Genomic DNA, 24,890 nt, shown 5'->3' on the forward strand with positions numbered 1-24,890 from the left:
TGAAGACGATGGATGAGGTATCCGCATGAACACGAGGACCAGCACGAACGGCCTGATCGGCCGGTTCGTCCAGTCGCTGCCGACAGAGGTGGACTCCCGCGTCCGGGGCTTGTCCATCGCTTCACTCGTCGGTCAGGTGATCCTGATCGGCACCGGCGGCGCGGTGCGTCTGACCTCCTCCGGGCTCGGTTGCCCCACCTGGCCCAGGTGCACCTCTGACTCCCTGGTCAACACCCCGGAGATGGGCATTCACGGCATCATCGAATTCGGCAACCGGACGCTGACCTTCGTTCTCGCGCTGATCGCCCTTCTCATGCTCGTTGCACTGTGGCGGATCCGGCGAGAGCGCAAGGATCTCTTCCTCCTGTCACTCGGCCTTTTGGCCAGCATCCCCGCCCAGGCGATCATCGGTGGCATCACCGTCCTCAGCCAGCTCAATCCGTGGGTCGTCGGTCTGCATTTCCTTGTCTCCATGGCTCTCGTGATCTTCGCGATGCTCCTCGTCAACCGGGCCTATGGGCGCACGGGGCACTTCATGACACGTGCTCTCGCCCCCCTCCCGGGTGCCGCGGCCCCGGTCACCGCCGCCACCGCGTTCTTCGCGGCGCTGGCCGTGGTGCTCGGGGTCATCGTCACCGGCGCCGGACCGCATGCCGGTGACGCCAATGCTCCGCGCAACAACCTCGACTGGGATCTGGTGAGTCACTTCCACGCGGTTCCGGCCTATCTCGTGACGGCAGGCGTGCTCGTCTCGGTGGTGCTCGCCTTCCGAGGCGGCATCCGTGGCCCGTTCCGCACGGGTGCCCTGATCTTGCTGTTCGTGACCCTGCTGCAGGCGACCATCGGCTTCATCCAGTACTACAACGGCATTCCGGCACTTCTGGTGGGAAGTCACATGGTGGTCGGCGCCCTGCTCATGGCCGCGGCGACCAACCTGGCCGACATCGGCCGGTGGAGCCCGAAGGCCTGATAAAGCACGTACTCTCCCGATACGGAGGGCCTCGCCGGAAGGCGGGGCCCTCCGTGCGTCCGGTCGGCATATCAGGTGTGCACGACGAAGGCCCGGCCGTCAGGCCGGGCCTTCGTCACTTCAGAGTGATGGGGCTTCTCAGAAGCCGGACATGAGCGGCGCACCGACGAAGGGGTCGACCGCCAGTGCCAGGAACAGCACCGTGAGGTAGCTGATGGATCCGTGGAAGACCTTCATGGCCCGCTTGTTGTCCACGTTCTCCTGCTGGGCCTGGCTGTACAGGGAGTGCGACTCCCACAGGAACCACGCACCCGAAAGCAGGGCGACGACGGTGTACACCCAGCCCGCGCCGCCCACCGGCACGAGGAGCAGCGAGCACGCCACCATGGCCCACGCGTAGAGCACCACCTGAACGGAGACGACCTTGGCCCCCGCGATGGCACCGAGCATGGGCACCTCAGCCTTACGGTAGTCCTCGCCGTACTTCATGGAGAGCGGCCAGTAGTGCGGCGGGGTCCAGAGGAAGATCACCATGAACAGCACGAGCGCCGGCCATTCGACCGTGTCGCGGACCGCGGCCCAGGCGATCAGCACCGGGAAGCATCCTGCCGCTCCGCCCCAGACGATGTTCTGTGCCGTGCGGCGCTTGAGGATCAGGGTGTAGATGACCACGTAGAAGAAGATGGCTCCGAGGCCCAGCAGCGCGGACAGGCCGTTGGCTCCGAACCAGAGGATCAGGATGGAGGCGATTCCCAGAAGGGTCGCGAAGATCAGTGCTTCACGCGGCGTCACTTCACCGGTGACCAGGGGACGGTTCTTCGTCCGCTTCATGACCTTGTCGATATCGCGGTCGATGTAACAGTTGAACGCCCCAGCACTGCCCGCCGCGAAGGCGCCGCCCACCATGGTCGCCACCATGAGGCCGATCGAGGGGAAGCCGCGCTGCGCGAAGAACATGGTCGGCAGCGTGCTCACCAGGAGAAGTTCGATGACCCGCGGCTTGGTCAGAGCCACATACGCTTTGAGCTTGCGGCTGAAACCGCCTCCCTGAGGCAATGACGGCGTCTGGATGGCGGGTTCTGATGTGCTCACGGCTGCGTTGACCTTAGTTTCTGCTTCGCGATTGATGAAAGGCCATCCGCACCCGCCCCACTGGGGAGCGCACAGTCCTGACCCGCTGTTTATTCTACCGCGCATAGAGAAAGTCGGGACCCGAGGCGCACCCGGCGCCCCGTGAGCTTGGACATCACTACGGAAGCAGCGTTCATCTTTGGCATAAATCACACTTAATCAGAGGGATGCCACCAGAAGTCCGACGGATCGGGCTAAGCTGATCTCAACTCGGCTTCCCGAGCCGGCTCAGCGCATTCGCGCCGGGTCCCGGACTGGAAGCCGCTGGTTATTCAATGGTGAACGAGGGTGCGGACTAATCTCCCGGCGGGCGCCACAACAGTGCCCCTGGCACAGGGCCTGCAGGGTGGCCGCACTCTCGAGGACACAAAGAGAAGGGGCCCGGTTTACGTGTCACAAGTGGAAGAACAGCAACTGTCCTGGACCGATCTCGACCAGCGTGCGGTTGACACCATTCGCGTTCTGGCCGCTGATGCGGTGGAGAAGGTCGGCAACGGACACCCCGGCACGGCGATGAGCCTGGCCCCGGCGGCGTACCTGCTCTTCCAGAAGCTGATGCGGCACGATCCGAAGGACCCCCAGTGGATCGGCCGCGACCGCTTCATCCTCTCCCCCGGCCACACCTCCCTGACGCTGTACATCCAGCTCTTCCTCTCCGGTTATGGCCTGGAGCTGTCCGACCTCGAGGCTCTGCGCACCTGGGGTTCGCTGACGCCAGGTCACCCCGAGTACAAGCACACGGCGGGCGTTGAGATCACCACCGGCCCTCTCGGCCAGGGACTCGCGTCCTCGGTCGGTTTCGCCTACTCCCAGCGCCGCGAACTGGGCCTTTTCGACGCCGACGCCGCACCCGGCGAGTCCCCCTTCGATCACAACATCTGGGTCATCGCCTCCGATGGTGATCTGCAGGAAGGCGTCACGAGCGAGGCTTCCTCCCTTGCCGGCCTTCAGGAACTCGGCAATCTCGTCGTCATCTACGACGAGAACCACATCTCCATCGAAGACGACACCGACGTCGCGTTCACCGAAGACGTCCTGAAGCGTTACGAGGCTTACGGCTGGCACACCCAGCGCGTGGACTGGACCAAGACCGGCGAATACGTCGAGGACGTCCAGGAGCTCTACAGCGCTCTGCTGGCCGCCAAGGCTGAGACCGGCAAGCCGTCCATCATCTCTCTGCGCACGATCATCGGTTACCCGGCCCCGAACAAGCAGAACACCGGCAAGATCCACGGCTCCGCGCTGGGCGGCACCGAGGTGAAGGCGCTGAAGGAGGTTCTCGGCTTCGACCCGGAGAAGTCCTTCGAGGTGGACCCCGCAGTCCTGGCACACACCCGCGAAGTCGCCGATCGCGGCGCCGAGGCCCACGCCGCCTGGAACGAGAAGTTCTCGGCGTGGCAGGCCTCCAACCCTGAGGGCGCTGCCCTTCTGGAGCGCATGGCCGGCCAGGAACTGCCTGACGGGCTCGACTCCGCACTCCCGGTCTTCGAAGCCGGCAAGGATGTCTCGACCCGTGCCGCGTCGGGCAAGGTCCTGAACGCCATCGGCCCGGTCATGCCCGAGCTCTGGGGTGGTTCCGCCGACCTGGCGGAATCGAACAACACGACCATCGAGGGCTCGCCTTCCTTCATCCCCGAACGCCGTTCCACTGGCGCATGGAAGGGCAACCCCTACGGCCGGGTGCTGCACTTCGGCATCCGTGAGCACGCTGCGGCGTCGATCGTCAACGGCATCACCCTGGGCGGTCACACCCGTGCCTTCTCGGGAACCTTCCTGATCTTCTCGGACTACCAGCGTCCGGCGATCCGTCTCGGCGCACTGATGGGCGTCCCCTCGCTCTATGTCTGGACCCACGACTCCATCGGTCTGGGCGAAGACGGCCCGACGCACCAGCCGGTCGAGCAGCTCGCCTCGCTGCGTGCGATCCCCGGACTCGCCGTGGTCCGCCCGGGCGACGCCAATGAAGTCTCCGTCGCCTGGAAGACCATGCTCGGTCAGCACGATCACCCGGCCGGCATCGTGCTGACCCGTCAGAACATCCCCACCTACGAGCGCGGCGAAGGCGACGCCTCCGGCGACGTCTTCGGCTCTGCCGAGGGGGTGGCCCGTGGCGGTTACGTCCTGGCTGACGCGAGCAAGGATGGTGCTTCTGTCGCACCGGAGGTCGTTCTGATCGCCACCGGTTCCGAGGTCCAGCTGGCCGTCCAGGCCCGTGAGAGCCTCCAGAACGAGGGCATCCCGACCCGCGTCGTCTCCATGCCGTGCGTCGAATGGTTCAAGGCTCAGGACGCCGGCTACCAGGAGTCCGTGCTTCCTGCCGCGGTCAAGGCGCGCGTCTCCGTCGAGGCCGGTCTGGCCCTTGGCTGGAAGGAATTCGTCGGGGATGCCGGACGTTCCATTTCACTGGAACACTTTGGTGCGTCTGCGGATTACAAGACCTTGTTCGCCGAGTTCGGTATCACCGCTGAGGCCGTGACGGCCGCTGCGAAGGAATCCCTGGCCGCCGCCGCGACCGCCTGAACCACACCCCACGTATTCAGAGAAGGTTTAAGTACACCCCATGACTACTCCCACAGCTGAACTGTCCACCGCCGGTGTGTCCATCTGGCTTGATGACCTCTCCCGCAAACGCCTGAACACCGGGAACCTGCAAGAACTCATCGCCACCAAGAACGTCGTCGGTGTCACCACCAACCCGTCCATCTTCCAAGCCGCCATCACCAGCGGCCAGGACTACGCCACCCAGATCGCTGAACTCGCCGCCGCCGGGGCCGACGCCGAAAAGGCCGTCTTCGAAATCACCACCGCCGACGTCGCGGACGCCTGCGACGTCTTCGCCGAACTCGCCACAGCCACCGACGGTGTCGACGGTCGCGTCTCCATCGAAGTCGACCCGCGCAAGGCCTGGGACACCGCCGGGACCATCGCCGAAGCCAAGGAACTGCACGCCAAAGTCGGCCGCGACAACGTCCACATCAAGATCCCCGCCACCCAGGAAGGCCTGGAAGCCATCACCGCGACCATCGCCGAGGGCATCAGCGTCAACGTGACCCTGATCTTCTCCCTGGACCGCTACCGTGCCGTGATCAACGCCTACCTCAACGGTCTGGAACAAGCCAAGACCAAGGGCCTGGACCTGTCCACGATCCACTCCGTGGCATCGTTCTTCGTCTCCCGCGTCGACACCGAAATCGATGCGCGCCTGAACACCCTGGGCACCGACGAAGCCACCGCCCTGAAAGGCAAGGCCGGTCTCGCCAACGCCCGCCTGGCCTACCAGCTCTACCAGGAACTCTTCTCCTCCGAACGCTGGGGCCTGCTCGCCGACGCCGGGGCCCGCCCCCAACGCCCCCTCTGGGCCTCCACCGGGGTGAAGGACCCCGCCTACCCCGACACCCTCTACGTCACCGAACTCATCGCCACAGACGTGGTGAACACCATGCCGGAGAAAACCCTGAACGCCGTCGCCGACCACGGCGTCATCACCGGCGACACCATCACCAACACCTACCAGGAGTCCAACAACACCCTGGACGCCCTGGAGAAACTCGGGATCTCCTACAACGACGTCGTGACCAAACTCGAGACCGAAGGCCTCGAAAAATTCGTCACCAGCTGGAAGGAACTCCTCACCGACGTCCAGGCCGCCCTCGACACCGCACCCAAAGAAGGCTGAGAAGTCCATGAGCACCCTGAGCTACGACGCCGCCGGCGCGGCAGCAGATGCCAAGTCCCGTCACATCGATGAGTTGGTCCAGGACCGGGTCGCAACGCGCATCCTGGCCAAGGACGCGACTCTCTGGGGTCCCGAGGCCGAGTCCGAGTCGGCGATCCGTCTCGGCTGGGTTGAGACCCCTACGGTGTCAAGACCCCTCGTGGCGGAGATCCTCGCCCTCCGTGCGGAGCTGCAGGACGAAGGGATCTCCCACGTCGTGTTGTGCGGCATGGGCGGTTCCTCGCTGGCTCCCGAGGTGATCACCGCGACGGCAGGCGTCGAGCTCACGGTGCTGGACAGCACCGATCCGGAGCAGGTGGCGGCGGCACTTGCCGACCGCCTTCAGGAGACGGTCGTGGTGGTCTCCTCCAAGTCCGGTTCGACCGTTGAGACGGATTCCCAGCGGCGGACCTTCGAGGCGGCTTTCGAGGCAGCGGGAATCGATGCCAAGCGGCGCGTCGTGATCGTCACCGATCCGGGCTCGCCGCTGGACGTTTCCGCCCGCGCGGCAGGCTACCGGGCGGTCTTCAACGCCGATCCGAACGTCGGCGGCCGCTTCTCCGCCCTCACGGCCTTCGGTCTCGTGCCGTCCGGCCTGGCCGGCGTGGACGTCGAAGCCTTGCTGGACGAAGCCGAGGAGACTCTGGAGATCCTCAACGAGGACGACTCTGACAACATCGGCCTGGCTCTCGGCGCAGCACTGGGCGGCACCTCTCCCCTGCGCAACAAGATCGTGATCGTCGACAACGGCTCCGGCATCGTCGGTTTCGCCGATTGGGCTGAGCAGCTCATCGCAGAGTCCACCGGGAAGATCGGCAGGGGTCTGCTGCCCGTCGTCGCACCCACCGACGCGCCGGAGCTCACCTTGGACGCGCCCGATGTGCTCGTGGTGCGGCTGGTCTCCTCGGAGGACGACGACGCCGCGGCCACCGGTGACGAGGTGGCCATCGCAGGCGGCCTGGCCGCCCAGATGGTCGTCTGGGAGTTCGCGGTCGCCGTCGCCGGGCGATTGCTCGGCATCAATCCCTTCGATCAGCCCGATGTCGAAGCCGCCAAGGTGGCTGCCCGCGGTCTCCTCGATGCCCAGCCCGCACCCGTCCCCGCCGACTTCACGGACGGGGTCATCGAGGTGCGCGGTGGTCAGTGGCTGGCCGATGCCGAGGTGAACGAGACCGTCGAGTCCGCACTCAAGGCACTGCTGGGACGGCTCGGTGACGACGGCTATGTGAGCGTCCAGGCTTATCTGGACCGGATCGCCTACCCGCAGCTCGCGGACGTCCGCAATCCGCTGGTCGCCGCGACCGGACGTCCGGTGACCTTCGGCTGGGGGCCACGCTTCCTGCACTCCACCGGTCAGTTCCACAAGGGCGGCCCCGCTCAGGGCGTCTTCCTGCAGATCACCGCGGCGAGCTCCACGGATGTCACCATCCCGGAACGGCCGTTCACCTTCGGAGAACTGATCACCGCTCAGGCGGCGGGCGACGCGCAGGTGCTGACCGAGCACGGTCTGCCGGTCCTGCGTCTGCACTTCACGGACCGGGCCGCGGGGGTGGCCCAGTTCCTCGACCTCATCAGCCGGCTCGGCGCATAAGCCCCGCCTCCCCACTCAGCTAAGGCTCACCACGCATCATGCCAACCTTTGAACCCGGCGCTCAGGCCGGCGGTCCCAGGAACCCCTTGCGGGATCCGCGGGACCGCCGTCTGAGCAGGATCGCCGGACCATCGTCGCTCGTCCTCTTCGGCGTCACCGGCGACCTCGCCCGCAAGAAGCTCATGCCCGCCGTCTACGACCTCGCCAACCGAGGGCTCCTTCCCCCCAGCTTCGCGCTGGTGGGCTTCGCCCGCCGGCAGTGGGAGGACGAGGACTTCGCGGCCGAGGTTCTCGACTCCGTCAAACAGCATTGCCGCACCCCCTTCGACCAGAGCGTCTGGGACCAGCTCTCCCAGGGCATCCGCTTCGTCCAGGGTGAGTTCGACGATGACGATGCCTTCCTGCGTCTGAAGGCCACCATCGAGGAACTGGACCGGGAACGGGGCACGCGGGGCAACCACGCGTTCTACCTGTCGATCCCGCCGAAGGCCTTCGAACTGGTCTGCACCCAGCTCTCCAAGCACGGCCTCGCTCAGGCCGAACCCGGCACCTGGCGCCGTGTCGTGATCGAGAAGCCCTTCGGCCACGATCTGGAGTCGGCTCGTGCGTTGAACGACATCGTCGAATCGGTCTTCCCCCCGGACTCGGTGTTCCGCATCGACCACTACCTGGGCAAGGAGACCGTCCAGAACATCCTGGCCTTGCGGTTCGCCAATCAGCTCTTCGAACCGATCTGGAACGCCAACTACGTGGACCACGTGCAGATCACCATGGCCGAGGACATCGGCACCGGTGGCCGTGCAGGCTACTACGACGGCGTCGGCGCCGCCCGCGACGTCATCCAGAACCACTTGCTTCAGCTGCTCGCCCTCACCGCCATGGAGGAGCCCATCTCCTTCAACGCCGAGGATCTCCGGGCCGAGAAGGAGAAGGTTCTGGCCGCGGTGAAGCTTCCGGACGACCTCTCGCTGCACTCGGCGCGCGGCCAGTTCGCCGGGGGTCTGCAAGGCGGCGAGGAAGTCCAGGGCTACCTCGAGGAGGACGGCATCCCGGCGGACTCCACCACCGAGACCTACGCGGCCATCCGTCTGGACATCAACACCCGTCGATGGGCCGGGGCACCGTTCTACCTCAGGACCGGCAAGCGTCTGGGGCGCCGGGTGACGGAGATCGCCGTCGTCTTCAAGAAGGCACCCAATCTGCTGTTCCGCGAGAACGGCGACGAGGACTTCGGACAGAACGCCGTGGTGATCCGCGTCCAGCCCGACGAGGGCGCCACGATCCGCTTCGGTTCCAAGGTTCCCGGCACCCAGATGGAGGTGCGGGACGTGTCCATGGACTTCGGCTACGGGCACTCCTTCACGGAGTCCAGCCCCGAAGCCTACGAGCGACTCATCCTCGATGTACTGCTCGGCGAGCCTCCCCTCTTCCCGCGGCACCAGGAAGTGGAGCTGTCCTGGAAGATCCTCGATCCCTTCGAGGAGTACTGGGCCAGCCTGTCCGAGCAACCTGAACCTTACGCTCCTGGAAGCTGGGGGCCGGCCTCCGCCGATGAGCTCCTCGCCCGGGACGGACGCAGCTGGAGAAGGCCATGATCGTTGAACTTCCCGACACCACCACATCCAAGATCTCCAAGGAGATCACGAAGATGCGTGAGCAGGGCGGTGTCATCGCCCTCGGACGCGTCCTGACCCTGGTCGTCATCACCAGGAACGGGCTTGAAGACGAAGCCATCCAGGCGGCCAATGAGGCGAGCAGGGAGCATCCCTGCCGTGTGATCGTCCTGGCGGCGGGCGAGGCTGACAGTCCCGACCGTCTCGACGGCGAGATCCGGGTCGGCGGCGACGCCGGCGCCTCCGAGGTCATCGTCCTGCGGGGCTTCGGCCGGCTCGCCCAAGAGAGCGAATCGCTCGTCTCCGCGCTCCTGCTTCCGGACGCCCCGATCGTCGCCTGGTGGCCCCATGGTGCACCGCAGGACACTTCGGGCACCTCCATCGGACGGATCGCCCACCGTCGCATCACCGATTCGGCGAACGAGTCGGATCCCGTCTCCGCGCTGGAGAACATCCGTCGCACCTATGCGGCCGGAGACACCGACCTGGCCTGGACTCGCCTGACCAATTGGCGGATCCAGCTGGCGGCGGCCTTCGACCAGGTCGATGAGTCCCCTGTCACGGCTCTGGAGGTCGAGGGCGCCAGTGACTCGGCCAGCACGATGCTGCTCGCTTCCTGGCTTGGACTGGCCTTCGAGGTCCCCGTGACGATCGTCGAGGACCCCGCGGGCACCGGTATCCGCCGGGTGCTGATCCGCCGGGCTTCGGGCGACGTGCAGTTGCACCGGCCCGGCCTGACCGTCGCCGAGCTGACCCAGCCGGGCCAGCCGCTGCAACGGATCTCCCTGCCGCGTCGGAATCTTCAGGACTGCCTGGCCGAGGAGTTGCGCCGCTTGGATCCGGACGAGGTCTTCGGCGAGGTCCTGACCGAAGGACTGCCCCGCATCGTGCAAAGGAGCGCATGAAATGACCCAGGAACCCCGAGTCAGCGTCCACCCGGATTCCCAGGTGCTGATGGCGGCCATCGCGGCCCGGCTGGTCACCAAACTGGTGGATGCCCAAGACCGCTTCGGCGAGGCGACGGTCGTCCTGACCGGTGGAACCGTCGGCATCGGTACCCTGCGGGCGGTGGCGGCTTCCGCGGCCGCACCGGCCGTCGATTGGCGGAAGGTCAACTTCTGGTGGGGCGATGAACGTTTCGTCGCTGCGGCGGACACCGATCGCAACGCGGTGCAGGCACACGAGGCCCTGCTCGACAGCCTCAATGTGGATCCTTCGCGGGTGCATGTTCCGGCTTCCACGGACGACGTCGGCACGGTCGAGGAGGCGGCAGCGGACTATGCGGCCCGGCTCGCGGAGGCGGCCCGGGCGGAGCATGCCGCCGATGTCTCGGATGCACGTCCGGACGAGGCGCCCGCCCTGCCGCGTTTCGACGTGCTGCTGCTCGGGGTCGGACCGGACGCCCATGTGGCGTCGCTCTTTCCCGAGATGGCAGGCATCCGGGAGCAGGAAGCTCTCGTGGTCGGTGTGCACGACTCCCCCAAGCCGCCTCCGCAGCGCATCTCGCTGACGCTCCCCGCCATCAATACGGCCGATGAGGTCTGGATGGTCGTGGCAGGCGAGGACAAGGCAGGAGCGGTCGGGCTGGCCCTCGCCGGTGCCGGCACCGTCCAGGTGCCCGCGGCGGGTCCGCGAGGCCGCAACAGGACGCTCTGGCTGGTCGACGAGGCCGCAGCCGCAAAGGTCCCGGAGAAGCTGATCCGCAAAGAGCCCCGCGGGCTCTGAGCCGAGCCGCACGGATATGCGAAGGGGCGGGAGCCATGGGCTCCCGCCCCTTCGCATATCCTGCGAGACGACGAAGGCCTCCCGGCACACGTGCCGGGAGGCCTTCGCAGGCTCAGACGGTTCCTAGGAACCGGCGCCGCTGAACTTCATGATCAGGCCGAGGCCGATGATCACCACGGCCCAGGTCACGCCCAGGATCACGGTGAAGCGGTTCAGGTTCCTCTCGGCCACACCGGAGGAGTTCAGCCCGGAGGTCATACCGCCGCCGAACATATCGGACAGGCCGCCACCGCGGCCCTTGTGCAGCAGGATCAGCAGGGTGAGGAGGAAACTCGTCACACCCAGGAGGATCTGCAGGATCACTTGAAGAACGCCCACATCGGCCTTTCTGCGTCGTGGTGGAGGAAGCCGCGGGCTCAGGCCCCGGCGTGCTCCTCGAACCTGACAATGTTAGCAAATTCGCCGGCGTCCAGGCTCGCCCCGCCGACCAACACGCCGTCGACGTCGTTCTGGCCCAGAATCGCGGCGGCATTCGCGGCCTTGACGGAACCGCCGTACAGCAGGCGCGTGCGGTCTGCGATCTCGGCGCCGAAGATCGTGGCGAGCTCCGCGCGGATCGCTGCGCACATCTCCTGAGCGTCCTCCGGACCGGCCACCTCGCCGGTGCCGATCGCCCAGACGGGCTCGTAAGCGACGACGAGGGTGGCACCCTGCTCAGGGGTCAGACCCGCGACGCCGGCCCGGAGCTGCGCGAGCGTGTGCTCGACGTGGGTGCCCGCCTGACGGATCTCGAGCCCTTCGCCGACACAGAGCACGGGAACCAGCCCGTGACGGTAGGCCGCCTGCACCTTGGCGTTGAGAACCTCATCGCTCTCCTGGTGGATGGTGCGGCGCTCACTGTGTCCGACCAGGACGTAACGGCAGCCGAGCTTGGCGAGGAAGTCCCCGGAGATGTCCCCCGTGTATGCCCCGGAGTCGTGCTGGGACAGATCCTGCCCGCCGTACACGACGTCGAGGTCGTCACCCTGCACGAGAGTCTGGACACCGCGGAGGTCCGTGAACGGCGGGAACACGGCCACCTCTGCACGGGCGTAGTCGTGCTTCTTGTCTTCCAGGGTCCAAGCGAGCTTCTGGAGCAGGGCGATGCCCTGCAGGTGGTCCATGTTCATCTTCCAGTTGCCGGCGATGAGCGGGGTGCGCGCGGGGGTGGTCACAATGGCCTCCGTGAGGTACGAGAAATATATGGGTGTGAGAAGGCCGGCGGAGGATCAGACCTCCGCCGGCCCGTGACTCAGCGGTCCAGGACGCTCAGGCCCGGGAGTTCCTTGCCTTCAAGGTATTCCAGGCTGGCGCCGCCACCGGTGGAGATGTGGCCGAACTGGTCATCGGAGAAGCCCAGGGTGCGGACCGCGGCCGCGGAGTCGCCGCCGCCCACGACCGTGAAGCCCGAGGTCTCCGTCAGTGCCTGGGCGACGGCACGGGTGCCGGCCGCGAAGGCCTCGAACTCGAAGACACCCATGGGCCCGTTCCAGAACACCGTCCGGGCGCCCTTGATCTGATCAGCGAAAGCAGCTGCCGATTCAGGACCGATGTCCAGGCCGATCCCGGAGGCCCCGAAGGCGCTCTCCTCGATCGCATCCGCGGCGACGATCTCATGCTCCGCGTCCGCGGCGAAACGGCTGGCCGCGACGACGTCGGTAGGCACCACGAAGCGGCTGCCAGCGGCTTCCGCGCGGGCCAGGTAGTCCTGGACCACGGGGATCTGGTCCTCCTCCAGCAGGCTGGAGGCCACCTTGTGGCCGGCCGCTGCCAGGAAGGTGAACAGCATGCCGCCGCCCACCAGGAGGGTGTCGGCCTTGCCGATCAGATTGTCGATGACGGCCAGCTTGTCAGAGACCTTCGAACCGCCGAGAACCACCACATAGGGGCGTTCCGGTGACGCGGTGAGCTTCTGCAGCACCTCGACCTCCGTGCGCACCAGATCTCCCTGGTAGGACGGCAGGAGCGTGGCGATGTCGTAGACGCTGGCGTGCTTGCGATGGACGGCGCCGAAGGCATCGTCCACGTAGGCGCCGTTCTCACCGGTCAGCGCGGCGAGTTCCTGCGCGAAGGCGAGCCGCTCGGCGTCGTCCTTGCTGGTTTCCCGGGCGTCGAAGCGCACGTTCTCCAGGACGAGCACCTCGCCGTCGGCCAGGCCGGCGGACAGCTCGCGTGCCGACTCCCCCACCGTGTCAGCCGCAAGGCTGACCGGGAAGGTGGCCAGCTCGGCCAGGCGGTCCGCGGCGGGCTTCAGAGAGTACTTCGCTTCGGGCGTGCCCTTGGGACGACCGAGGTGTGCCGAGACGAGAACGCGGGCACCCCCGTCGACCAGTTTCCGGATGACCGGAAGGGAGGCGCGGATGCGGCCGTCGTCCGTCACTGAAGAGCCGTCGAGCGGCACGTTCAGGTCACTTCGGACCAGAACGTGCCGCCCGCGGACACCTTCAGCGAGGAGCTCGTTGAGGGTGTGAGACGTCATGATTTAGAGCTTAGCCCAGCTTGGAGGCGACGAGCTCGGTCAGGTCGACAAGACGGTTGGAGTAGCCCCACTCGTTGTCGTACCAGGAGACGACCTTGACCTGGTTGCCGATCACCTTGGTGAGACCGGCATCGAAGATCGAGGACGCCGGATCCGTCACGATGTCCGAGGAGACGATCGGGTCCTCGGTGTACGTCAGGTAGCCCTTGAGCGGACCGGACTCCGAGGCGGACTTCATCGCGGCGTTGACCTCGTCCACGGTGACCTCGCGGGAAAGAGTGACGGTGAGGTCGGTGGCGGAGCCGGTGGGAACGGGTACGCGGATGGCGTAGCCGTCCAGCTTGCCCTTGAGCTCCGGCAGGACCAGGCCGATGGCCTTGGCCGCACCGGTGGAGGTGGGAACCATGTTGATCGCGGCGGCGCGGGCACGGCGCAGATCGCGGTGCGGGCCGTCCTGGAGGTTCTGATCCGCGGTGTAGGCGTGGATCGTGGTCATCAGGCCACGCTCGATGCCGAAGGCGTCGTTGATGGCCTTGGCCAGCGGGCCCAGGCAGTTGGTGGTGCAGGACGCGTTGGAGATGATGGTGTGCGCCGCGTTGTCATACAGCTCGTCGTTCACGCCCATCACGATGGTGATGTCCTCGTCCGAGGCGGGTGCGGAGATCAGCACCTTCTTGGCGCCGGCCTCGACATGCTTGCGGGCGTCGGCGGCCTTGGTGAAGAAACCGGTGGACTCGATGACGATGTCGACGCCCAGTTCGCCCCAGGGCAGGTTCGCGGGATCGCGCTCGGCCAGCACCTTGATGTGCTTGCCGTCGACCACCAGGTCGCCGTTGTCCACCTCGACGGAAACGCCCAGACGGCCGGTGACCGAATCGTACTTGAGCAGGTGCGCGAGGGTTTCGGGGCTGGTCAGATCGTTGACGGCCACGATCTCCAGGTCCGCGCCCTGTGCGAGTGCCGCGCGGAAGTAGTTGCGACCGATGCGGCCGAAGCCGTTGATGCCAATACGGGTGGTCACTGTGCAATCTCCTTCATGCGCCCCCAGGACGCACGTATCGAGTCGGAGCAGCTCCGACATAAAGACCCCGCACGTCGTTGGGCAGAGAGAATTACAGATGAAAGGTCCCGCAGCCACGTTGCTGAAGGCACGAGGCCTTCCGTGATCCATCTTACGGACTGGGGGTCCCCCTGGGGCAAGCGGGCGCTCGAAAGGCCCGGAAAATGTGATTTATGTTACGGAAGGGGCCCCGTCCATCAGGACGGGGCCCCTTCCGTACGTCGAGGAATCAGACCTCAGGAGAGGGTGATCAGGCCCGAAGCACCCGTGCGGGCGGCTTCGAAGCGCTTGGCGACATCGGCCCAGTTGGCGATGTTCCAGAAGGCCTTGACGTAGTCGGCCTTGACATTCACGTAGTCCAGGTAGAAGGCGTGCTCCCACATGTCGAGCATGAGCAGCGGGGTGGTGCCCACGGCGACATTGCCCTGCTGATCGTAGAGCTGCTCGATGACCAGGTTGCCACCGATGGGCTCGTAGGCCAGGAAGGCCCAGCCGGAGCCCTGCAGCGCCAGAGCAGCGGCGGTGAACTGCGCGCGGAAGGCGTCGAAGGAACCGAAAGCGTCGTCGATCGCGGCGGCCAGCTCACCCTCGGGCTTGTCGCCGCCGTCCGGGGAGATGTTGTTCCAGAACACGGAGTGGTTGATGTGGCCACCGGTGTGGAAGGCCAGATCCTTGGAGAGACGGTTGATGTTGGCGAAGTCGCCCTTTTCACGAGCCTCGGCCAGGCCTGCCAGTGCAGCGTTCGCACCGGCCACGTACGCAGCATGGTGCTTGCTGTGATGCAGCTCCATGATGCGGGCCGAAATGTTCGGCTCAAGCGCGGCGTAGTCGTAGCCGAGTTCGGGGAGTACGTACTCAGTCACTGATTCCTCCAATATTCGTAAGGTTGAGTCCTGTGGTGACTCGTTGCCGATCCGGGGAACGAGCCCCGGAAATCCATGGGGTGTGGACCCCACCTCGCACAACACCGTGGCAGAGGTGGTCATTCCACGCTTCCTTGCACTACTTCATGTGACGGGCGGGGGGCTTGTCTACTCGTCCAGCATCTCCGGTGTCACATTCGCCTCGGTATTGGGTATCCCCAGCTCGATCGCGCGCTTGTCGGCCATGGCCAGCAGGCGACGGATCCGGCCGGCGATGGCGTCCTTGGTCATGGGCGGATCGGCCAGCCGGCCCAGCTCGTCCAGACTGGCGTTCTTGTGTGCCACCCTCAATTCCCCAGCGTACTTGAGGTGGTCCGGCACGTCTTCCCCCAGGATGTGCAAGGCCCGCTCGACGCGCGCACCGGCGGCCACGGCCGCCTGAGCCGAGCGGCGCAGATTCGCGTCGTCGAAGTTCGCGAGCCGGTTCGCCGTGGCACGCACCTCCTTGCGCATCCTGCGCTCCTCCCACACCATGAGGGCGTCGTGCGCCCCCATACGGGTCAGCAGAGCCGCGATCGTGTCACCGTCACGGATGACGACGCGGTCCACACCCCGCACCTCGCGGGCCTTGGCGGCGAGGCCGAGCCGACGGGCGGAGCCCACCAACGCCAGGGCAGCCTCCGGACCGGGGCACGTGATTTCGAGTGCCGAAGAACGCCCCGGTTCGGTCAGGGAACCATGGGCCAGGAAGGCACCCCGCCAGACGGCCTCGGCATCGGCAGCCGAACCGTTCACCACCACAGGAGGCAACCCGCGCACAGGCCGGCCCCGGGAATCCAGCAGCCCGGTCTGCCGGGCCAACGACTCACCGTCGACGACCACTCGCACGACATAACGCGAGCCGCGTCGCAGACCTCCGCCGGAGACCACGATGATCTCGCTCTGATGACCGTAGACTTCGAAGATCGCCGCCCGGAGGCGCCGCGCGGTGGCCGCGAGGTCCACCTCCGCTTCGATCACGATCCGGCCCGAGATGATGTGCAGTCCCCCGGCGAATCGCAGGAGGGCCGAGACCTCCGCCTTCCGCTCCGAGACCTTCTTCACCTCGAGCCGGGACAGTTCTTCCTTGACGGATGCCGTCAGCGCCACGCGTGCTCCTACTTCCCGTTGAAAACTTCGTGATACGCGGTGGCCAGCCGCAGACTGTCGTGCACGGCCGCCGAGCGCGGACTCCGTACCGTGGCGAAATGCACCTCGGCGCCCAGCCGTCCGGCCTCCGCGATGAACTCGTCCCGGTCCCCCACCGAGCCGGGATCCGCGATGACCACGTCGAAGCCGACGTCGGGCGCGTGTTTACGGAGCACGCGAAGATGCTCCGAGGCGCTCATGCCGGCCGTCTCCTTCGTCTCCGTCGTGAGGTTCATGGCGAGAGCACGGCGCGCGGCCGTTCCGGCCAGGGCCGACCTCAACTCCGGCAACAGCAGATGGGGCAGCACCGAGGTGTACCAGGACCCCGGCCCGAGCACCACCCAGTCCGCCAGCTCGATGGCGCTCAGTGCCTCAGCACACGCCGGAGCGCTCTGCGGCAGAAGTCTCACATCGTCGAGCCGGCCCGCGACGGCGCACTCGGCCTGGCCGCGGATGGTCCGGCTCACGGTGCTGCCGTCCTCCCCGATCGAGTGGGTGTCCCCCTCGATCGTGAGCGGGACCGTCGACATGGGCAGGACCTGGCCTCGCGCACCCAGCAGCGCGCCGGCCCATTTGAGCCCGTCCACCGGATTCCCCAGCAGCTCCCACAGCGTGATGATGAGCAGGTTCCCCATCGCGTGCTCGTCGAGGGCTCCGCTGCTTCCCGGACGCCCCTTGAAACGATGCTGCATCACATCACGCCAAGTCCGGCCCCAGTCGGTGTCATCACAGAGCGCCGCCAGAGCCATCCTCAGGTCCCCCGGCGGCAGGCCGCCGAAGTCCTTGCGCAGCCGCCCGGAGGAACCGCCGTCGTCGGCGACGGTCACGACGGCGGTCAGAGAGGTCGTCAGCAGCCGCAGAGCGCCGAGCGTGGCCGAGAGACCATGGCCCCCGCCCAGGGCGACCACCGCGGGGCCGCCGTCCTTCTGCGCTCCTTTGCGGCCCCCGGGGGGAACCAGCGGGAGCTGCCCCGTGAAGATCGACACTACTCGCGCCCCAGATCCCGGTGACTCGTGGTGACGGTCACCTTGGGAAGCTGGGCGAGGCGCTTGGAGATCTCCTCGGCCATGGCCACGGAGCGGTGTTTGCCGCCCGTGCACCCCACGGCGATGGTGGCGTAGTGCTTGTTCTCACGGCGGTACCCGGCCAGCACGGGTTCCAGTGCCTTGACGTAGCGGTCCAGGAACTCCGACGCGCCGGCCGCAGCCAGCACATAGTCGCGCACATCGGCGTCCTGGCCCGTGTGCGGGCGCAGTTCCGGCACCCAGTGAGGGTTCGGCAGGAAGCGGACGTCGGCCACGTAGTTGGCGTCCACCGGCAGGCCGTACTTGAAACCGAAGCTCATGACATTCAGACGCAGCACCACAGGGCCGGACTCGGCGAAGAGCTCCGTGACCTCGTTGGCCAGACCGTGCACGTTGAGGCTGGACGTGTCCAGCACGATGTCGGCCTTGTGGCGGAGATCCCGCAGCAGCTCACGCTCCGCGGAGATCCCGTCCAGGATGCGGCCTCCGGCCTGGAGCGGGTGAGGCCTGCGGCCCTGTTCGAACCTCCGCACCAGGACGTCGTCCGCGGCGTCGAGGAACAGGACGCGGTACTTCACACCGCTCGCGGACAGGGTGCTGAGCGACTCGAGGATGTTGGCCGAGAGGCCCTTGCTGCGCAGATCCACCACGGCGGCCAGTTTGGGAATCGCCGGCCCGGCGTGCGAGACGATCTCGGTCAGCATGTTCAGCATCTTCGGCGGGATGTTGTCCACGACGTACCAGCCGTGGTCCTCGAGGGCGTCGGCAGCGGTGCTGCGTCCTGCCCCGGACATCCCGGTGATGATGAGCAGTTCCGCGTTGTTCTCCACGGGGACGTCGGTCCCTTCCTCGGACACAGGGCCTGTCACTTGGTCGTCAGACATGGATCTGCTGCTCCTTGCTCACTGCTGGCGATGCCGCCGGCGCGATGCCGCGGTCTTCTCAAGCCTAGCGAACTTCCGCGGCCCGCGTGCCCGCCGGAGGCTACGGTTCCAGGATCTCGCCCGTGGTGTAGTTGATCGCGGGCGCCGTCTCCTGCGCCTCCGCACTGTGCAGATGTGCGTGCACCGCGGTGGCCAGCACCGTCCCGACGCCCTTGGCCTCGGTCAGCTCCTGGACGCTCGCAGCCTTGATCTTCTTGAGCGAACCGAAATGGCTCAGCAACGCCTTCCGCTTGCTTTCACCCAGGCCCGGCACGCCGTCCAACGCCGAGACCGTCATGGCCTTGCCGCGCCGCTGACGATGGAAGGTGATGGCGAAGCGATGGGCCTCGTCCCGGATGCGCTGCAGAAGATAGAGCCCCTGCGAGGTCCGTGGCAGGATGACCGGGAAGTCACTGTCCGGGATCCACACCTCTTCGAGTCGCTTGGCCAGTCCGACCACCGTCACCTCGGTGATGCCCAGTGCATCGAGCGCGCGCTGGGCGGCGGCCACCTGGGGCTTGCCGCCATCGACGACGACGAGGTTGGGCGGGTAGGCGAACTTTCCAGGCTGCGCAGGAACCGAAGGATCCGTCCCCACCGCGTCCTCCGCGGCCGTCTCGGCCCCGTCGGCATCCGGTGCAGCATCGAGGTCCGTGGGCACGTGCACACGGTCCCTGAGGTAAGCCTTGAAACGCCGGGTGAGCACATCGTCCATGGCTGCCGTGTCATCGTGGGCGGCGGCGCCCGTGATGGTGAACTTCCGGTACTCGCTCTTGCGCGGCAGACCGTCCTCCACGACCACCATGGAGCCGACCACATTGGTCCCCTGGACGTGGGAGATGTCGAAGCACTCGATCCTCAGCGGCGGCTCGTCCAGCTCCAGGGCCTCCTGGAGCTCCTGGATCGCCAGGGAGCGTGTGGTGATGTCGCCTGCCCGGCGCGTCTTGTGAAGCTTCAGTGCCTGCTCGGCGTTCGCCCGCACGGTGTCCAGAAGCTGGGCCTTGTCCCCCCTCTGCGGGACCCGGACGTCCACGCGCGCGCCGCGCAGCCCGCTGAGCCACTCGGCCAATTGGAGCGTGTCCGGCGGCAGCACGGGAACAAGGACTTCGCGAGGGATCCGGTCCGTGTTGCCGGCCTCCTCACCGTAGGCCTGCTGCAGCAGGTGTTCCACGAGCTCGCCGGGAGTGGTGTCCTCCACCTTCTCCACCACCCAGCCACGCTGGGAGCGGATGCGTCCACCTCTGACGTTGAAGACCTGGACCGACGCCTCCAGTTCGTCCTCGTGGATGGCGAAGAGGTCGGCATCGGTCGAATCGGAGAGCACCACGGCGTTACGCTCGAAGACCTTGCGCATGGCGGCGATGTCATCGCGGATCCTGGCCGCCTGCTCGTAATTGAGTTCGGCCACGGCGGCCTTCATGTCTGATTCGAGACGGTTGAGGAACCGGGTGGCCTCCCCACCCATGAACGCACAGAAGTCCTCCGCCAGCGCACGGTGGTCCACCTCGCTGATCCGTCCCACACAGGGTGCGGAGCATTTGTCGATGTAGCCGAGCAGGCACGGACGCCCGCTGGCCTCCGCCCGGCGGAAGACGCCGGCGCTGCAGCTGCGCACTGGGAAGACCCGGAGGAGGGTGTCCATGGTCTCCCGGATCGCCCCGGCCGTGTAGGGTCCGAAGTACTTCGTCCCCTTACGCCGCTCCCCTCGCATGACCTGCACTCGCGGGAACTTCTCGCCCATCGTGACGGCGAGGTAGGGGTAGCTCTTGTCGTCCCGGAAGACCACGTTGTAGCGCGGTTTGAACTCCTTGATCCAGGTGTACTCCAGTTGCAGGGATTCGAGTTCGCTGCCGACCACCGTCCATTCGACGCTCGACGCCGCATGGACCATCGCAAAGGTCTTCGGACTCAGGCCCGCCGGTTTGGCGAAATAGGAGTTGAGCCGCGCGCGCAGGCTCTTGGCCTTGCCCACGTAGATGACGCGGCCGTGCTGATCCCGGAAGCGGTACACCCCGGGCTCAGTGGGGATCTCCCCCGGCTTCGGCCGGTAGCTCGCCGGATCAGCCATGGCTCTCCTTGTTCCTGCAGGCGGTCACTCCGCCGATCGTGTCTGGTTGTAGCCCGAGGCGCGCTCCTGGCCGCTCAGGGCTGCGATGGCGTCCATGATCCTGTCCGTGGCCTGCCGACGAGCAGGAAGCGAGTGGTCCGGGCCGGTCTTCTCGAAGTACAACGGCTCTCCAACCACCATCGTGAAGTGCTGGGGTTTCAGGGCGTTGCTGTCGGCGGGCTGGAGCTTGTCCGTGCCGATCAGACCGACGGGGACCACCGGGGCGCCCGTGGTCAGCGCAAGCCAGCCGACGCCGGTCCGTCCCCGGTAGAGCAGACCATCACGTGAGCGGGTGCCCTCCGGGTAGATGCCGACGCCGTTGCCGTCCTCGAGGATGCCCAGAAGGGTCTTGAGAGCTTGCACGCTGGCGGCCTGCTCGCCGCGCTCCACCGGAATCGATCCGACGGATTCGAAGAACGCCTTCATGGCCTTGCCCTTCAAACCCTTCCCTGTGAAGTACTCCGCCTTGGCGAAGAAAGCGACGGGCCGCGGCATCAGTGCCTGCACGATGACGCTGTCGAAGAACGAGAGGTGGTTGGGTGCCACGATGAACGGGCCGTCCGTGGGCACGTTCTCCAGCCCCGTGACCGTTGGCCGGCAGGAGCCCTTGATGAGGGTCCGGGTCGTGAAGCGCACTGCATCAAATACGGCCATGGTCGGCTCCCTCCACCACTGCACCCTCCGAACGGCGGGTGCCGTTCAGCTGCTCGAAAAGCTCTTGCGCGGAGTCGACGACGGCGACTGCCCCCGCCTGCTCCAATTCGCCGGGAAGAGCAAAGCCCCAGCTCACCCCTACACAGTCAAGGCCATTGGCCGAAGCACCCTCGACATCCTGGTACCTGTCACCGACCATCATGGCCGTGTCCGTGCCGAGTTCGGCGAGGGCAGCCGCCACGATCTCCCGCTTGCCCAACGGTCTCCCCTCGGCCGAAGCCAGGGTCTCGTCATCGGACGAGCCCTGAATGGTGTCGAAGGCATCGGCGAGGCCGTGGAGTGCCAGAAGATCACGCGCCAACGTCCGCGGCTTCTGAGTCGCGACTGCGACCGCGAAACCCTGGGTCCTCAGGCGCTCCAGGAGTTCGCGGATTCCGGGGTAGACCAGACTGGCCGCCATGCCCGCAGAGCGGTAATGCCGTCGGTAAGCAGCAATGACCTCCTCTACGCGGTCCGCCGGAACTCCGGCGAATTCCTGCAGAGCGTGGCTCAGCCGCGGGCCAACCATGGCCTGCAGAGCCGTCTCCTCGGGTACGGGGAGCCCCGCTTCAGTCAGTGCCAGGGCGATACCGCCCGTGATTCCGCCCGCCGGGTCTACGAGAGTCCCGTCCAGGTCGAAGATCACGGCGGGTCGAGTGAGAGTCACCGAGGTAGTTTCTCATGCCCCGTCCGGAGACGGAAAACACGTATGAACGGCCGCGTATGCATCGGAGAATACATGCCCGGGCAGGACTACTTCCGGGACGAGGTGTCGAGGATCTCCGCGAGGAACTCGCCCGTGAACGAGCCCGCAGTCTCGGCGACCTGCTCCGGGGTGCCCGTGGCGATGATTCTTCCGCCTCCCGATCCGCCGTTGGGACCGAGGTCCACGATCCAGTCCGCGCTCTTGATCACGTCGAGGTTGTGCTCGATGGTGATCACCGTGTTCCCCTTCTCCACGAGCCCTTGCAGAACCATCAGGAGCTTGCGGATGTCCTCGAAGTGCAGACCGGTGGTCGGTTCGTCGAGAACGTAGATGCTGCGTCCGTTGGAACGCTTCTGGAGCTCAGCCGCGAGCTTGACACGCTGCGCCTCACCACCCGAGAGGGTCGTTGCGGGCTGGCCGAGCCGGACGTAGCCGAGCCCCACGTCGACGAGGGTGTTCAGGTGTCGCGCGATCGGGGTGAACGCCGCGAAGAACTCCGCACCTTCCTCAATAGGCATGTTCAGCACATCGGCGATCGTCTTCCCCTTGTAGTGGACCTCCAGAGTCTCCCGGTTGTAGCGGGCACCATGGCAGACCTCGCACGGCACGTAGACGTCCGGCAGGAAGTTCATCTCGATCTTCAGGGTGCCGTCACCGGAACAGGCCTCGCAGCGGCCGCCCTTGACGTTGAAGGAGAAGCGACCCGGCAGATAACCGCGGACCTTGGCCTCAGTGGTCTCGGCGAACAACTTGCGGATGTTGTCGAAGACGCCGGTGTAGGTGGCCGGGTTGGAACGCGGAGTCCGGCCGATGGGGCTCTGGTCGACATGGACCACCTTATCCAGGTGCTCCAGGCCTTCGACCCTCTTATGCCGGCCGGCCACCTGCCGGGCGCCGTTGAGCTTGTTGGCCAGCACCTTGTACAGGATTTCGTTGACCAGCGTGGACTTGCCGGAACCACTGACACCCGTCACGGCCGTCAGCAGCCCCAACGGGAACTTCGCGGTCACGTCGTTGAGGTTGTTCTCCCGGGCTCCGACCACGACGAGCTCGCGCTTCTTGTCATAGCGACGCCGTTTGCCGGGAATGGCGATGCCCTTACGGCCGGAAAGATAGTCACCGGTCAACGAATCGGTGTTCGCGAGCAGCTCACGGTAGGTGCCGGAGTGCACGACCTGGCCGCCGTGCTCACCGGCTCCCGGGCCGATGTCCACGATCCAGTCGGCTTCCCGGATGGTGTCCTCATCGTGCTCGACGACGATCAGCGTGTTGCCGAGGCCGCGCAGCCGGGTGAGCGTCTCGATCAGGCGGCGGTTGTCGCGCTGGTGCAGGCCGATGGACGGCTCATCCAGGACGTAGAGGACTCCCACCAGACCGGAACCGATCTGAGTGGCGAGGCGGATGCGCTGGGCTTCGCCACCGGACAGGGTTCCCGACGGACGTTCCAGATTGAGGTAATCCAGCCCGACGTCGAGCAGGAACGTCAGCCGCGCGTGGATCTCCTTGAGGACCTGCGCAGCGATCTGGGCCTCGCGGGCGCTCAACTCGAGGCTCCCGAGGAAGTCCACGCAGTCCCGCATCGGCATGGCGCACACCTCGGCGATGGACCGGCCGTTGATCAGGACGGAGAGGGAGGCTGGATTCAGACGGGCGCCGTTGCAGGCCGGGCACGGGATCTGCCGCATGTACTCCTCGTAGCGGTCCCTGGCGAAGTCCGATTCGGTCTCGGTGTGCTTGCGGTGCACGTACTGCACGACACCCTCGAACCCGGTGCTGTATTTGCGCTCCCGCCCGAAGCGGTTGCGGTACTGGACCACCACCTTGTGGTCCTTGCCGTTGAGCACCGTCTGGCGAACGGCCTTGTCGAGCTTCTCCCACGGGGTGTCCATGGAGAAGCCCAGCTCGTCCGCGAGCCCCGACAGCAGGTGATTCCAGTACTCCTGGGTCGCCGTTCCCAGAGACCACGGCGCGATGGCACCCTCGTTCAGGCTGAGTTCGGAGTTGGGCACCACCAGTTCCTCGTCAACTTCAAGCTTCGTGCCGATGCCGGTGCATTCCGGGCAGGCGCCGAAGGGGTTGTTGAAGGAGAAGGACCGCGGCTCGATCTCGTCGATGGCGAGGGGATGCTCGTTCGGGCAGGCGAGGTTCTCGGAGAATGCACGCACGCGACCGTCGTCGTCCACGTCCAGGTCAACGAAGTCGGCGAGCACGCGGCCTTCCGCAAGACCCAGTGCCGTCTCAACGGAATCCGTCAGGCGCTGCCTGATCCCGTCTTTGACCACCAGACGGTCCACGACCACCTCGATGGTGTGCTTGTACTGTTTGCCCAGCTTGGGCGGATCCGTGAGCTGGATCTGTTCCCCGTCCACTCGCGCCCGGGAGAAGCCCTTCGCCGACAGCTCTTTGAAGAGGTCGACGAATTCGCCCTTGCGTCCCCGGACCACCGGGGCCAGCACCTGGAAACGAGTCCCCTCGGACAGCTCCAACAATTGGTCCACGATCTGCTGGGGGGTCTGCCGTGTGACCTCCTCGCCGCAGATGGGGCAATGCGGACGTCCGACGCGTGCCCAGAGCAGACGCATGTAGTCGTAGATCTCGGTGATGGTGCCGACCGTTGACCGGGGGTTCTTGCTGGTCGACTTCTGATCGATCGACACGGCCGGTGAGAGGCCCTCGATGAAGTCGACATCGGGCTTGTCCACCTGGCCGAGGAACTGGCGGGCGTAAGCGGACAGCGACTCGACGTACCGGCGTTGCCCCTCCGCGAAGATGGTGTCGAAGGCCAGGGACGACTTCCCTGAGCCGGAAAGACCGGTGAAGACGATCATGGCATCGCGCGGAAGATCCAGATCCACGTTACGCAGATTGTGCTCGCGGGCGCCCTTCACCACCAGGCGCGAGGAGGGATGGTGTCCCTGGCCACCGGCACCGTTGAGGTGCACCGCGTCGTGGCCCTGATGGGACTCGGTCTTGGTCATGAGGTCTTCACCGCTGGCATGAGGCACGAAGCCATGCTAATCGAAAACCTGTTCGAATTTCCATGTCTCACCCATGTGGCAGGG

Annotated in this window: 20 protein-coding genes; 7 read left to right on the top strand and 13 right to left on the bottom strand. The window is 66.2% G+C overall.

Features of this window, described 5'->3' with window-relative positions; genetic code table 11:
- Nucleotides 1-25: 25 nt before the first annotated feature.
- Nucleotides 26-970, top strand: a complete 945-nt coding sequence (locus ACIPXZ_RS09700) for a heme A synthase (protein ID WP_400593035.1) — start codon at nucleotides 26-28, stop codon at nucleotides 968-970.
- Nucleotides 971-1,108: 138 nt separating this feature from the next.
- On the opposite strand, the gene ACIPXZ_RS09705 is transcribed toward ACIPXZ_RS09700, so the two are convergent.
- The gene (locus tag ACIPXZ_RS09705) at nucleotides 1,109-2,062 is read right to left on the bottom strand and encodes a heme o synthase (RefSeq protein WP_400593038.1); all 954 of its coding nucleotides are present in this window, start codon (nucleotides 2,060-2,062) and stop codon (nucleotides 1,109-1,111) included.
- A 438-nt stretch (nucleotides 2,063-2,500) separates the two neighbouring features.
- On the opposite strand from ACIPXZ_RS09705, the gene tkt reads away from it, so the two are divergent.
- From tkt to pgl, 6 genes are read left to right on the top strand one after another with little or no spacing between them, the layout of a single operon-like run.
- Nucleotides 2,501-4,621, top strand: a complete 2,121-nt coding sequence (gene tkt / locus ACIPXZ_RS09710; protein WP_400593349.1) for a transketolase — start codon at nucleotides 2,501-2,503, stop codon at nucleotides 4,619-4,621.
- A gap of 40 nt (nucleotides 4,622-4,661) precedes the next feature.
- A complete protein-coding gene (tal, locus tag ACIPXZ_RS09715) occupies nucleotides 4,662-5,777 on the top strand; it encodes a transaldolase (protein ID WP_400593041.1) in 1,116 nt (371 codons plus the stop codon).
- Nucleotides 5,778-5,784: 7 nt separating this feature from the next.
- A complete protein-coding gene (locus tag ACIPXZ_RS09720; RefSeq protein WP_400593044.1) occupies nucleotides 5,785-7,407 on the top strand; it encodes a glucose-6-phosphate isomerase in 1,623 nt (540 codons plus the stop codon).
- A gap of 38 nt (nucleotides 7,408-7,445) precedes the next feature.
- A complete protein-coding gene (gene zwf / locus ACIPXZ_RS09725) occupies nucleotides 7,446-9,002 on the top strand; it encodes a glucose-6-phosphate dehydrogenase (protein ID WP_400593047.1) in 1,557 nt (518 codons plus the stop codon).
- The gene (locus ACIPXZ_RS09730) at nucleotides 8,999-9,925 is read left to right on the top strand and encodes a glucose-6-phosphate dehydrogenase assembly protein OpcA (RefSeq protein WP_400593050.1); all 927 of its coding nucleotides are present in this window, start codon (nucleotides 8,999-9,001) and stop codon (nucleotides 9,923-9,925) included. Before zwf ends, ACIPXZ_RS09730 begins: the two co-directional genes overlap by 4 nt.
- A 1-nt stretch (nucleotide 9,926) precedes the next feature.
- Nucleotides 9,927-10,745: a 6-phosphogluconolactonase gene (pgl, locus tag ACIPXZ_RS09735; RefSeq protein ID WP_400593053.1), complete on the top strand. Its 819-nt coding sequence runs from the start codon at nucleotides 9,927-9,929 to the stop codon at nucleotides 10,743-10,745.
- A gap of 123 nt (nucleotides 10,746-10,868) precedes the next feature.
- Here the strand turns inward: pgl and secG are convergent, their stop codons facing one another.
- From secG to uvrA, 12 genes are all read right to left on the bottom strand, one after another.
- The gene (secG, locus tag ACIPXZ_RS09740) at nucleotides 10,869-11,123 is read right to left on the bottom strand and encodes a preprotein translocase subunit SecG (RefSeq protein ID WP_400593056.1); all 255 of its coding nucleotides are present in this window, start codon (nucleotides 11,121-11,123) and stop codon (nucleotides 10,869-10,871) included.
- A gap of 38 nt (nucleotides 11,124-11,161) precedes the next feature.
- Nucleotides 11,162-11,962 (bottom strand): triose-phosphate isomerase, encoded by an 801-nt coding sequence (gene tpiA / locus ACIPXZ_RS09745; RefSeq protein ID WP_400593352.1) that lies wholly within the window; start codon nucleotides 11,960-11,962, stop codon nucleotides 11,162-11,164.
- Between the two features lie 74 nt (nucleotides 11,963-12,036).
- Entirely contained in the window at nucleotides 12,037-13,263 is a 1,227-nt protein-coding gene (locus ACIPXZ_RS09750) for a phosphoglycerate kinase (RefSeq protein WP_400593059.1), read from the bottom strand.
- A gap of 10 nt (nucleotides 13,264-13,273) precedes the next feature.
- Nucleotides 13,274-14,284: a type I glyceraldehyde-3-phosphate dehydrogenase gene (gene gap, locus ACIPXZ_RS09755; RefSeq protein WP_400593062.1), complete on the bottom strand. Its 1,011-nt coding sequence runs from the start codon at nucleotides 14,282-14,284 to the stop codon at nucleotides 13,274-13,276.
- A gap of 275 nt (nucleotides 14,285-14,559) precedes the next feature.
- On the bottom strand, nucleotides 14,560-15,186 hold the full coding sequence (locus tag ACIPXZ_RS09760) for a superoxide dismutase (protein WP_400593065.1): 627 nt from the start codon (nucleotides 15,184-15,186) through the stop codon (nucleotides 14,560-14,562).
- Between the two features lie 168 nt (nucleotides 15,187-15,354).
- Nucleotides 15,355-16,335, bottom strand: a complete 981-nt coding sequence (whiA, locus tag ACIPXZ_RS09765; protein WP_400593068.1) for a DNA-binding protein WhiA — start codon at nucleotides 16,333-16,335, stop codon at nucleotides 15,355-15,357.
- An 8-nt stretch (nucleotides 16,336-16,343) separates the two neighbouring features.
- Nucleotides 16,344-17,360 carry a uridine diphosphate-N-acetylglucosamine-binding protein YvcK gene (gene yvcK / locus ACIPXZ_RS09770; RefSeq protein ID WP_400593071.1) on the bottom strand — a complete coding sequence of 339 codons (1,017 nt, stop codon included), beginning with the start codon at nucleotides 17,358-17,360 and terminating at the stop codon, nucleotides 16,344-16,346.
- Nucleotides 17,360-18,283 (bottom strand): RNase adapter RapZ, encoded by a 924-nt coding sequence (gene rapZ / locus ACIPXZ_RS09775; protein WP_400593074.1) that lies wholly within the window; start codon nucleotides 18,281-18,283, stop codon nucleotides 17,360-17,362. Before rapZ ends, yvcK begins: the two co-directional genes overlap by 1 nt.
- Before the next feature lie 100 nt (nucleotides 18,284-18,383).
- A complete protein-coding gene (gene uvrC, locus ACIPXZ_RS09780; RefSeq protein ID WP_400593077.1) occupies nucleotides 18,384-20,390 on the bottom strand; it encodes an excinuclease ABC subunit UvrC in 2,007 nt (668 codons plus the stop codon).
- 24 nt (nucleotides 20,391-20,414) lie between these two features.
- On the bottom strand, nucleotides 20,415-21,083 hold the full coding sequence (locus ACIPXZ_RS09785; protein ID WP_400593080.1) for a lysophospholipid acyltransferase family protein: 669 nt from the start codon (nucleotides 21,081-21,083) through the stop codon (nucleotides 20,415-20,417).
- Nucleotides 21,070-21,789, bottom strand: coding sequence for an HAD hydrolase-like protein (locus ACIPXZ_RS09790; RefSeq protein ID WP_400593083.1), 720 nt, complete (start codon nucleotides 21,787-21,789; stop codon nucleotides 21,070-21,072). Before ACIPXZ_RS09790 ends, ACIPXZ_RS09785 begins: the two co-directional genes overlap by 14 nt.
- Nucleotides 21,790-21,875: 86 nt before the next feature.
- A complete protein-coding gene (gene uvrA / locus ACIPXZ_RS09795; RefSeq protein ID WP_400593355.1) occupies nucleotides 21,876-24,806 on the bottom strand; it encodes an excinuclease ABC subunit UvrA in 2,931 nt (976 codons plus the stop codon).
- Between the last annotated feature and the right edge of the window lie 84 nt (nucleotides 24,807-24,890).

Origin of the sequence: Arthrobacter sp. NPDC090010 (assembly GCF_044748305.1) — a bacterium.
In the GTDB taxonomy this organism is placed as follows: Bacteria; Actinomycetota; Actinomycetes; order Actinomycetales; family Micrococcaceae; genus Arthrobacter_E.